Origin of the sequence: Borrelia nietonii YOR (genome assembly GCF_023035795.1) — a bacterium.
Lineage (GTDB): Bacteria > Spirochaetota > Spirochaetia > Borreliales > Borreliaceae > Borrelia > Borrelia hermsii.
Genome location: NZ_CP073152.1, coordinates 1 through 11436 on the forward strand (window position 1 = coordinate 1; position 11436 = coordinate 11436).

Sequence of the window (11436 nt, forward strand, 5' to 3'; positions counted from 1 at the left end):
TAGTTAATTGATTTTTAGTATAAAATAGCCATATAATCATTATATTATATAATAAATGATTCCCAATTATCCAGCAAATGTTTAAGCAAAAACTTCTCAAGTTTTTGCTTATTTTTCACAAGAACCAATTGCTTTTCTTTGTCTTCCAAATTAAATCTAATAATAACGGGCTTACACCCTGGGGAACTCTTTTTAACTCTTATATCATTAATAATTTTATTCAAAGAACTCTGCATAATATCTTGCTCGCTTATATTCTCTTTTTCTAAATAAGCACCTATTTTAATATATCTGTATATCATAGTTCTACTGAATTTATAGTCTAAACAAAATTCATAAAAATTATCATATCCATCAAATCTATATAATTTATTCTTCTTTATCTCATAAAGTGCTTTAGCTAATTCTACTCTATTAACAGCCTCCTCCAAAGTCCGGGCCTTAATTTCTTCCTTAAGCTGCCTATATCTTAATCGAGCCTTTTCTTTGCCAGAATCACTCTCAACCCGAGTTACATCCCCTACCCTACTTTTAATAGTATTAAGTATGTCTATTTTCATTTTTATTCCTTCAATATAAATATTTGTAAACTAGTTTACAAATATTTATATTGTCTTTATGTTCTCAATACCTTCAATAACTTCAGCCACTTTCAAATATTCATTATAATATCTTTCGCTCTCCTGGGGTTCTAATCTATAAGTAATCATCTTCTGAATAGCAGCACTTCTGTGAATTTTAATCGGGACATATTCTTGATAAAGCTGTTGCAAGCTATAGAAAAATTCTTTCTTTATTTTTCTATTTTCCTCATAAAGGGTTTGAATAACATAATAACTCTTAAAATCCTGCTTCTGATAAGCACTAATAATCTCTTGCATTTTACTTTTCAAAATATCATAACTCTCAATTGCCCAGAGCTCTGCTGGCAAAGGAATAACGACCTTGGTAGCAATCATCAAAGAATTAATAAGCTCTTTATTAACTGAGGGGGGAGTATCAATTAATATGTAATCATATTCATCAAAATAAGGGGTCAAAATCGTTTTCAGCTTATACTCCTGCCCAATAATATTCTCTCCTGAAAATTGAGAAAGCTTAATATGCGATGGGGCAAAGTGTAAATCGTCTGTTATCTCATGTACAATACTCATAAAAGACTTTTTAGACTTTAACACTTCGTAAATATTATACTCTCTTATATCGATTTTGTTTTCAAAATAAGGAAGGAAATAAGAAGTAATACTGGCCTGAGAATCAATGTCTATGAGCAAAGTTTTATACCTTTTAGAAAAAATAAATCCCAACATTATTGCTGTTACACTTTTACCAACTCCGCCCTTAATTGAGGAAATAGCTATAATATCTCTCATCTTATACCCCTAGAATCTAAACACTTAAATCTTTTATCATAAAAAAGTTTATCCAAATTATCCTCAGCGACTAAGAGTTCTTCAGACAAAGAATTAACAACGCCAATATCTTTTGCCTTAACCGAAATATTAAGCTTTTTTATCTTATTTTTTATCGTAAAATAGGAAATATTGTTAACCTTAGCCAAAAAAAGAGGAGTATAATATTTTTTCCCTCATATTCAATGAAAAAATCCTTCAAATTTGTTTTCTCTACCAAACTCAACTACCTTTTTGTCATTCTTTCTTTAACTTGTCCTTAATAAGATTTTGAGCCTCTTCACTTAAAAGCAACTCTCTTTTCTTAAAGAATAAATCCTTAGAAGAAATTATTCCTTCAATCTTATTTTTTTTTATATATCTCGAAAGATAAGAAGAATCGCTATATCCCATCTCTCTTGAAAATTCTTTCAGGTTTTTTAAAGAATTTAAAAAATTTAGTGTAATCCGCACGAAATTCCATCTCCTAAACAAGTTTTCATCAATAGTACAACTTATTGTCTAACATAACTAACTTTATTATAAACTATAAACATCATTTTGTAAATCAAATTGACAAAATAACTTTTTTAGTATATAAGTTAGTATATACATAAATTATATTAATATATCTTGTTCTTTAAAAAAAGACTAGAGACAAAAAAGACCTAAAATAAAGGTCTTAAACAAACTGAAATAAAGGATAAATCGATGAAAAATTTAAATTTCTTTTTACATAATAACAGCAAACTCAAGAAAAATCAAGTTAGACTAATCAAACTAATTTCCATCTTAAAATATCTAAATAGAAACAAGTTGGGATATAACCAACAAGACATACTCAACTTAGCTAACTTTTTTCTAAAAAAAGAAGGTTACTCGGTAATTAAAATGAAAACATTACAAAAAGACTTGGGCTTCCTCAAAAAAAACCATGTAATCAAAACATTCATAATAAGACTTGGGGAATACAAAGGTTCAAAAATAAAGTATATACCAAAAAGAAACGCATATCAGATATTAAAGCAAGTACTCAATGCAACAGAAGAACTATTAGAAAAAACATTCAATATCATATACAAACTAAATAAACAGGAGAAAATCAAAAATAAAACCGAAGAAAAAAATAGAACAAAAAATAGCAGTGTATATAATATAATATATAATAATATAAATAATAAGAAAAAAACAGAAAGAGAAACGGATAAACAAAAGCAAATAAAAGGAAAAATATTAGAAAGATGCACATCATACAGGGATACGTAAAAGGAAACCGCCAAAGTCTGATAACAATAAAAACAAAAGGAAATAAAAACAATACACAAACCAAAACTAAGAGGAAAGAAATATCTATACAAATATAATCCCAAAATTTTGGCTCTTGGAATTTATAAATACCCTAAAGAATTTATCAGGAAGAATATAAAGAAGCAAATATCCAAAGAAAGACCTAATAGTAAAAACACCAACAAAATTTAGCAAATAAACACAATAATCAGAACACTAATAACAAAAAGATAATAAAAGTCAAAATCGTAAAAGCAACAAATCTCAAACAATGACTTGGAATAAAAAATGAGGCCTAAATAATATAAAGACAAAAGCCCTTAAAACATAGAGAAAAACATTCAAAAAATTAAGAATACCATAATAAAAAGCCGCAAAAAAGCACATCCCACCTATCAAAAATTATCAACAGATCATGGACAAATTCGATATATAAATTACTTAGCAAACGTCGTTGTATTACAATGCGGGTTTTTTTAATCGGCGAATTTTTCTCTTAAAACAAGTGTTCAAATTGATAGTCTAGGTTTTTTGGAGAATTACAATTTAAAGAATCTAGGCGTGGATTACGGTCCATGCAAATAAAAGAAAACCCCTTGGGGAAGGGGATTATTTAAAAGAATGTATGGTATGAAGTAAATATTGATAATAAATTCTTTTAATTTTAAAAAAGGAGAATATTTAATAATTAAGTATTAGTTCAAAAATTAATTATTTTCAAGTTTTTCTAAAACATTACTTAATATTTTTTCTCAAAATTTTAAATAAAAATACCAACAATTATTAATGATCCTGTAATTTCAAGTCATAAAGGCAAGGTTACCATTATTTTAATGGATCAATTAAATTGCAATATAATTTAAAGCAATTAGTCAAAATTGTTCTTAAAGCAATAGGAACAGAGGAATTTCTCAAAAATATGACGGCCCTTTAAAAAATATATGGACATAAATAGGGAACCTTACAGGAAACATTCACTTCAAACTTTATGCCCCATTAAAACTGTTATTGTTCAGGTCTTGTTCTATACAGGAAAAGCAAAAAAGCGTTTTAACATTAACAATGGCAATTTATTAGGCTTAAAACATTAGCAAAAGGTCCGTTATGATTTAATATTTGGTATTAATAATATTCTGATGAATTTGTTAAAAAGGAAACACGTGCTTTAGAGTGTTATTATTACCAGATAGTTCAAGGATGTCAAAAAAAAATAGTGAGGATATTTTGTAGAGATAATATAAGGTTTGCAATTAATTTGTATGTGAAACACAGGGACTATTTGCAAATCATTTTGCCAATTTTATATTGAGCCTTCTAAGTATTGATTACATTAATAACAGCTCATTTGCAAGTTCAACATTGATAATTTCTTACGGAAATGAGGACAATATATTTTACCATAATTTTTCAGATTTACGGTTTCTATTTTGCTGAAAAAATCCCAATATATCGAAAGGGGATAAAGATAGACTATTATGATATATGTTTGTTTGGGGCATATATTTTCTTAGAATACAAGAAAAGAAAGTCCCTACTCCTATGTCTTGTTTTGGAGAGGATTAATAGGAGTGTTGGGGACTGTTGATAGAATGCTTTCTACCGTATTTATATATGTTTATAATATTATTTTATTTTTTTAATTTTGTAAATATTTTTAAACAATTTTATTATATTCTATATCAATACCCAAGATTTCGACACAATTAACAGTACGAACAAATTGCTAACAGGTTAATATTTGGATGTTATTACTGTTGTTTGCCATCGGGATTCATGATGTATTTATGCTAAATACATTTGCAATTATTCTCCCGCCTTAAATCATGATCAAGCTTTTTTATTGCTTTCATAAGTCTCATTTGACCCATTTGCAAGGCAGAAATTTTTCTCCTCTTATTTCTAAAACTCAATTCTTGGTTTATTTTTTTATTCGATTCTTGCATTTCTTTAATTTCTAAGGCACTTGGTTCATAATCGATCCATTTTTTATCTATCCACCCCTTTTCCCATTCATAATACCCTTCATTGTAGTTAGTTCCGTTAGACTCATCAAAATGCCTTGAAAGAGCTGATATTACTTTTTCACCGTACTGAAGCATTTTTTCTATTTCTGTCCTTACAATAAATTCATTATAATCATAAGTTTTGCCCGTTTGCATATTAATGATATCAACAATTAACTTAAAAATATTTATGCAGTTCATTGCAATATTGCCAAATGGAAGATCCGGACTACTTAGACATTTAATATTGACTGCATATTTGTTCTTTAAGCTTTTAGGTATTTTGAAGAAGTCAACTATAAATCCATCGACTTTGGCTTTGTAATTTGCTTCATACTGAGAATTTCCGAAAAAGGTTTCACGATTACCTTCGGTCATATAATTATCATAATCCAGTATCATAGGCAACTTTCTTTCTTGAGCATTATATTGTTTAATATTTCTCATCTCATATCCTCAGAAATCAAAATTCTTTCTTTTATCTTTATATCATACATTATTATAATATATATTAAATAAGAATGGATATAAATAGCTGATAATTTTTAGTCTAAATTTTTGCTTGTTTAACAAAGGATTGATATTCATTTACCTGAAATTATTATTTTTTATATTTGATATTGTTTTTTTGATGGTTTGCAATATACTTAATTTATCTTTAACCTTTAACCATTTATAAGAAGCTTTGAGCAAGCAATTTTCTCAAGGCTTCTTATTGCTTTATTTTTTATACAGCACAACATTACAGCTATGCCGGGTTACTTTTTATAGAGTTATTGATATAATCTGATTATTCTAAACCCAGGGAGTTTGAATTAATTACAATTTTTTTAGAAAAAGTTATTAAAGTTATTTATAAACAAGTGCTTATATTTTACTATCGGTTGGATCATGACCCACGCTTTTGGGTCTTTTTGGTAAGACAGTTGTGAATCAAACAATATGTTTGAAGTACATTATTCTATTGATATAGCATCAAAATAAAAATATAGCGATCAAGAATTACTATTTATAATAAAAATGAGAATAAACTCAAAAAACATCAAAGAAGGCAGGAGGATTATCTAAAAAAAGAAATGCTCAAATAATAGAGCTTAGGCTAGATAAGGGTTACTTAGATTGCGCAAAAAAATTACTAATCAAAGAAAATAATTTCTGCATAAATTATCCCTATATTTTGTAGATAATTATGAGAACATAATAATAGACAACTTGTTTATAAATAACTTTAATAACTTTTTCTAAAAAAATTGTAATTAATTCAAACTCCCTGGGTTTAGAATAATCAGATTATATCAATAACTCTATAAAAAGTAACCCGGCATAGCTGTAATGTTGTGCTGTATAAAAAATAAAGCAATAAGAAGCCTTGAGAAAATTGCTTGCTCAAAGCTTCTTATAAATGGTTAAAGGTTAAAGATAAATTAAGTATATTGCAAACCATCAAAAAAACAATATCAAATATAAAAAATAATAATTTCAGGTAAATGAATATCAATCCTTTGTTAAACAAGCAAAAATTTAGACTAAAAATTATCAGCTATTTATATCCATTCTTATTTAATATATATTATAATAATGTATGATATAAAGATAAAAGAAAGAATTTTGATTTCTGAGGATATGAGATGAGAAATATTAAACAATATAATGCTCAAGAAAGAAAGTTGCCTATGATACTGGATTATGATAATTATATGACCGAAGGTAATCGTGAAACCTTTTTCGGAAATTCTCAGTATGAAGCAAATTACAAAGCCAAAGTCGATGGATTTATAGTTGACTTCTTCAAAATACCTAAAAGCTTAAAGAACAAATATGCAGTCAATATTAAATGTCTAAGTAGTCCGGATCTTCCATTTGGCAATATTGCAATGAACTGCATAAATATTTTTAAGTTAATTGTTGATATCATTAATATGCAAACGGGCAAAACTTATGATTATAATGAATTTATTGTAAGGACAGAAATAGAAAAAATGCTTCAGTACGGTGAAAAAGTAATATCAGCTCTTTCAAGGCATTTTGATGAGTCTAACGGAACTAACTACAATGAAGGGTATTATGAATGGGAAAAGGGGTGGATAGATAAAAAATGGATCGATTATGAACCAAGTGCCTTAGAAATTAAAGAAATGCAAGAATCGAATAAAAAAATAAACCAAGAATTGAGTTTTAGAAATAAGAGGAGAAAAATTTCTGCCTTGCAAATGGGTCAAATGAGACTTATGAAAGCAATAAAAAAGCTTGATCATGATTTAAGGCGGGAGAATAATTGCAAATGTATTTAGCATAAATACATCATGAATCCCGATGGCAAACAACAGTAATAACATCCAAATATTAACCTGTTAGCAATTTGTTCGTACTGTTAATTGTGTCGAAATCTTGGGTATTGATATAGAATATAATAAAATTGTTTAAAAATATTTACAAAATTAAAAAAATAAAATAATATTATAAACATATATAAATACGGTAGAAAGCATTCTATCAACAGTCCCCAACACTCCTATTAATCCTCTCCAAAACAAGACATAGGAGTAGGGACTTTCTTTTCTTGTATTCTAAGAAAATATATGCCCCAAACAAACATATATCATAATAGTCTATCTTTATCCCCTTTCGATATATTGGGATTTTTTCAGCAAAATAGAAACCGTAAATCTGAAAAATTATGGTAAAATATATTGTCCTCATTTCCGTAAGAAATTATCAATGTTGAACTTGCAAATGAGCTGTTATTAATGTAATCAATACTTAGAAGGCTCAATATAAAATTGGCAAAATGATTTGCAAATAGTCCCTGTGTTTCACATACAAATTAATTGCAAACCTTATATTATCTCTACAAAATATCCTCACTATTTTTTTTTGACATCCTTGAACTATCTGGTAATAATAACACTCTAAAGCACGTGTTTCCTTTTTAACAAATTCATCAGAATATTATTAATACCAAATATTAAATCATAACGGACCTTTTGCTAATGTTTTAAGCCTAATAAATTGCCATTGTTAATGTTAAAACGCTTTTTTGCTTTTCCTGTATAGAACAAGACCTGAACAATAACAGTTTTAATGGGGCATAAAGTTTGAAGTGAATGTTTCCTGTAAGGTTCCCTATTTATGTCCATATATTTTTTAAAGGGCCGTCATATTTTTGAGAAATTCCTCTGTTCCTATTGCTTTAAGAACAATTTTGACTAATTGCTTTAAATTATATTGCAATTTAATTGATCCATTAAAATAATGGTAACCTTGCCTTTATGACTTGAAATTACAGGATCATTAATAATTGTTGGTATTTTTATTTAAAATTTTGAGAAAAAATATTAAGTAATGTTTTAGAAAAACTTGAAAATAATTAATTTTTGAACTAATACTTAATTATTAAATATTCTCCTTTTTTAAAATTAAAAGAATTTATTATCAATATTTACTTCATACCATACATTCTTTTAAATAATCCCCTTCCCCAAGGGGTTTTTCTTTTATTTGCATGGACCGTAATCCACGCCTAGATTCTTTAAATTGTAATTCTCCAAAAAACCTAGACTATCAATTTGAACACTTGTTTTAAGAGAAAAATTCGCCGATTAAAAAAACCCGCATTGTAATACAACGACGTTTGCTAAGTAATTTATATATCGAATTTGTCCATGATCTGTTGATAATTTTTGATAGGTGGGATGTGCTTTTTTGCGGCTTTTTATTATGGTATTCTTAATTTTTTGAATGTTTTTCTCTATGTTTTAAGGGCTTTTGTCTTTATATTATTTAGGCCTCATTTTTTATTCCAAGTCATTGTTTGAGATTTGTTGCTTTTACGATTTTGACTTTTATTATCTTTTTGTTATTAGTGTTCTGATTATTGTGTTTATTTGCTAAATTTTGTTGGTGTTTTTACTATTAGGTCTTTCTTTGGATATTTGCTTCTTTATATTCTTCCTGATAAATTCTTTAGGGTATTTATAAATTCCAAGAGCCAAAATTTTGGGATTATATTTGTATAGATATTTCTTTCCTCTTAGTTTTGGTTTGTGTATTGTTTTTATTTCCTTTTGTTTTTATTGTTATCAGACTTTGGCGGTTTCCTTTTACGTATCCCTGTATGATGTGCATCTTTCTAATATTTTTCCTTTTATTTGCTTTTGTTTATCCGTTTCTCTTTCTGTTTTTTTCTTATTATTTATATTATTATATATTATATTATATACACTGCTATTTTTTGTTCTATTTTTTTCTTCGGTTTTATTTTTGATTTTCTCCTGTTTATTTAGTTTGTATATGATATTGAATGTTTTTTCTAATAGTTCTTCTGTTGCATTGAGTACTTGCTTTAATATCTGATATGCGTTTCTTTTTGGTATATACTTTATTTTTGAACCTTTGTATTCCCCAAGTCTTATTATGAATGTTTTGATTACATGGTTTTTTTTGAGGAAGCCCAAGTCTTTTTGTAATGTTTTCATTTTAATTACCGAGTAACCTTCTTTTTTAGAAAAAAGTTAGCTAAGTTGAGTATGTCTTGTTGGTTATATCCCAACTTGTTTCTATTTAGATATTTTAAGATGGAAATTAGTTTGATTAGTCTAACTTGATTTTTCTTGAGTTTGCTGTTATTATGTAAAAAGAAATTTAAATTTTTCATCGATTTATCCTTTATTTCAGTTTGTTTAAGACCTTTATTTTAGGTCTTTTTTGTCTCTAGTCTTTTTTTAAAGAACAAGATATATTAATATAATTTATGTATATACTAACTTATATACTAAAAAAGTTATTTTGTCAATTTGATTTACAAAATGATGTTTATAGTTTATAATAAAGTTAGTTATGTTAGACAATAAGTTGTACTATTGATGAAAACTTGTTTAGGAGATGGAATTTCGTGCGGATTACACTAAATTTTTTAAATTCTTTAAAAAACCTGAAAGAATTTTCAAGAGAGATGGGATATAGCGATTCTTCTTATCTTTCGAGATATATAAAAAAAAATAAGATTGAAGGAATAATTTCTTCTAAGGATTTATTCTTTAAGAAAAGAGAGTTGCTTTTAAGTGAAGAGGCTCAAAATCTTATTAAGGACAAGTTAAAGAAAGAATGACAAAAAGGTAGTTGAGTTTGGTAGAGAAAACAAATTTGAAGGATTTTTTCATTGAATATGAGGGGAAAAAATATTATACTCCTCTTTTTTTGGCTAAGGTTAACAATATTTCCTATTTTACGATAAAAAATAAGATAAAAAAGCTTAATATTTCGGTTAAGGCAAAAGATATTGGCGTTGTTAATTCTTTGTCTGAAGAACTCTTAGTCGCTGAGGATAATTTGGATAAACTTTTTTATGATAAAAGATTTAAGTGTTTAGATTCTAGGGGTATAAGATGAGAGATATTATAGCTATTTCCTCAATTAAGGGCGGAGTTGGTAAAAGTGTAACAGCAATAATGTTGGGATTTATTTTTTCTAAAAGGTATAAAACTTTGCTCATAGACATTGATTCTCAGGCCAGTATTACTTCTTATTTCCTTCCTTATTTTGAAAACAAAATCGATATAAGAGAGTATAATATTTACGAAGTGTTAAAGTCTAAAAAGTCTTTTATGAGTATTGTACATGAGATAACAGACGATTTACACTTTGCCCCATCGCATATTAAGCTTTCTCAATTTTCAGGAGAGAATATTATTGGGCAGGAGTATAAGCTGAAAACGATTTTGACCCCTTATTTTGATGAATATGATTACATATTAATTGATACTCCCCCCTCAGTTAATAAAGAGCTTATTAATTCTTTGATGATTGCTACCAAGGTCGTTATTCCTTTGCCAGCAGAGCTCTGGGCAATTGAGAGTTATGATATTTTGAAAAGTAAAATGCAAGAGATTATTAGTGCTTATCAGAAGCAGGATTTTAAGAGTTATTATGTTATTCAAACCCTTTATGAGGAAAATAGAAAAATAAAGAAAGAATTTTTCTATAGCTTGCAACAGCTTTATCAAGAATATGTCCCGATTAAAATTCACAGAAGTGCTGCTATTCAGAAGATGATTACTTATAGATTAGAACCCCAGGAGAGCGAAAGATATTATAATGAATATTTGAAAGTGGCTGAAGTTATTGAAGGTATTGAGAACATAAAGACAATATAAATATTTGTAAACTAGTTTACAAATATTTATATTGAAGGAATAAAAATGAAAATAGACATACTTAATACTATTAAAAGTAGGGTAGGGGATGTAACTCGGGTTGAGAGTGATTCTGGCAAAGAAAAGGCTCGATTAAGATATAGGCAGCTTAAGGAAGAAATTAAGGCCCGGACTTTGGAGGAGGCTGTTAATAGAGTAGAATTAGCTAAAGCACTTTATGAGATAAAGAAGAATAAATTATATAGATTTGATGGATATGATAATTTTTATGAATTTTGTTTAGACTATAAATTCAGTAGAACTATGATATACAGATATATTAAAATAGGTGCTTATTTAGAAAAAGAGAATATAAGCGAGCAAGATATTATGCAGAGTTCTTTGAATAAAATTATTAATGATATAAGAGTTAAAAAGAGTTCCCCAGGGTGTAAGCCCGTTATTATTAGATTTAATTTGGAAGACAAAGAAAAGCAATTGGTTCTTGTGAAAAATAAGCAAAAACTTGAGAAGTTTTTGCTTAAACATTGCTGGATAATTGGGAATCATTTATTATATAATATAATGATTATATGGCTATTTTATACTAAAAATCAATTAACT

At 27.5% G+C, this 11436-nt stretch carries 11 protein-coding genes and 1 pseudogene; 6 read left to right on the forward strand and 6 right to left on the reverse strand.

Translation table 11 applies throughout. The annotated features are described in order from the left end of the window. Positions 1-44 precede the first annotated feature (44 nt). The 4 genes from bhYOR_RS05220 to bhYOR_RS05235 form a co-directional block, all read right to left on the reverse strand. Positions 45-560 (reverse strand): chromosome replication/partitioning protein, encoded by a 516-nt coding sequence (locus bhYOR_RS05220; protein ID WP_247088408.1) that lies wholly within the window; start codon positions 558-560, stop codon positions 45-47. 45 nt (positions 561-605) lie between these two features. Further along, positions 606-1373, reverse strand: coding sequence for a ParA family protein (locus tag bhYOR_RS05225; RefSeq protein ID WP_025400377.1), 768 nt, complete (start codon positions 1371-1373; stop codon positions 606-608). Continuing rightward, entirely contained in the window at positions 1370-1561 is a 192-nt protein-coding gene (locus bhYOR_RS05230; RefSeq protein WP_247088410.1) for a hypothetical protein, read from the reverse strand. Before bhYOR_RS05230 ends, bhYOR_RS05225 begins: the two co-directional genes overlap by 4 nt. 88 nt (positions 1562-1649) lie before the next feature. Then, complete coding sequence (locus tag bhYOR_RS05235; protein ID WP_025400379.1) at positions 1650-1865, reverse strand: hypothetical protein; 216 nt, start codon at positions 1863-1865, stop codon at positions 1650-1652. A gap of 237 nt (positions 1866-2102) precedes the next feature. On the opposite strand from bhYOR_RS05235, the gene bhYOR_RS05240 reads away from it, so the two are divergent. Beyond that, positions 2103-2657, forward strand: a complete 555-nt coding sequence (locus bhYOR_RS05240; protein WP_247088412.1) for a plasmid maintenance protein — start codon at positions 2103-2105, stop codon at positions 2655-2657. A gap of 1808 nt (positions 2658-4465) precedes the next feature. Here the strand turns inward: bhYOR_RS05240 and bhYOR_RS05245 are convergent. Continuing rightward, positions 4466-5128: a hypothetical protein gene (locus bhYOR_RS05245; protein WP_025400381.1), complete on the reverse strand. Its 663-nt coding sequence runs from the start codon at positions 5126-5128 to the stop codon at positions 4466-4468. Between the two features lie 1181 nt (positions 5129-6309). Here bhYOR_RS05245 and bhYOR_RS05250 point away from each other — a divergent pair. Then, positions 6310-6972 carry a hypothetical protein gene (locus tag bhYOR_RS05250; RefSeq protein WP_025400381.1) on the forward strand — a complete coding sequence of 221 codons (663 nt, stop codon included), beginning with the start codon at positions 6310-6312 and terminating at the stop codon, positions 6970-6972. A gap of 1809 nt (positions 6973-8781) precedes the next feature. Here the strand turns inward: bhYOR_RS05250 and bhYOR_RS05255 are convergent. Then, positions 8782-9335 (reverse strand): annotated as a pseudogene (locus bhYOR_RS05255) (plasmid maintenance protein). A gap of 237 nt (positions 9336-9572) precedes the next feature. Here bhYOR_RS05255 and bhYOR_RS05265 point away from each other — a divergent pair. The 4 genes from bhYOR_RS05265 to bhYOR_RS05280 all read left to right on the forward strand — a co-directional run. After that, positions 9573-9788 carry a hypothetical protein gene (locus bhYOR_RS05265; protein ID WP_025400379.1) on the forward strand — a complete coding sequence of 72 codons (216 nt, stop codon included), beginning with the start codon at positions 9573-9575 and terminating at the stop codon, positions 9786-9788. A gap of 17 nt (positions 9789-9805) precedes the next feature. Continuing rightward, positions 9806-10069 (forward strand): hypothetical protein, encoded by a 264-nt coding sequence (locus tag bhYOR_RS05270; RefSeq protein ID WP_025400378.1) that lies wholly within the window; start codon positions 9806-9808, stop codon positions 10067-10069. Then, on the forward strand, positions 10066-10833 hold the full coding sequence (locus tag bhYOR_RS05275) for a ParA family protein (protein WP_025400377.1): 768 nt from the start codon (positions 10066-10068) through the stop codon (positions 10831-10833). The genes bhYOR_RS05270 and bhYOR_RS05275 overlap by 4 nt, the downstream gene beginning before the upstream one ends. Positions 10834-10878: 45 nt before the next feature. Continuing rightward, the coding region (locus tag bhYOR_RS05280) for a chromosome replication/partitioning protein (RefSeq protein ID WP_247088424.1) at positions 10879-11436 on the forward strand (558 nt) is incomplete at its 3' end.

Bases quoted from the DNA above. Each gene is read 5' to 3' on its own strand.
- bhYOR_RS05220 (WP_247088408.1), bottom strand. From the start codon at position 560: ATGAAAATAGACATACTTAATACTATTAAAAGTAGGGTAGGGGATGTA.
- bhYOR_RS05225 (WP_025400377.1), bottom strand. From the start codon at position 1,373: ATGAGAGATATTATAGCTATTTCCTCAATTAAGGGCGGAGTTGGTAAA.
- bhYOR_RS05240 (WP_247088412.1), top strand. From the start codon at position 2,103: ATGAAAAATTTAAATTTCTTTTTACATAATAACAGCAAACTCAAGAAA.
- bhYOR_RS05245 (WP_025400381.1), bottom strand. From the start codon at position 5,128: ATGAGAAATATTAAACAATATAATGCTCAAGAAAGAAAGTTGCCTATG.
- bhYOR_RS05250 (WP_025400381.1), top strand. From the start codon at position 6,310: ATGAGAAATATTAAACAATATAATGCTCAAGAAAGAAAGTTGCCTATG.
- bhYOR_RS05275 (WP_025400377.1), top strand. From the start codon at position 10,066: ATGAGAGATATTATAGCTATTTCCTCAATTAAGGGCGGAGTTGGTAAA.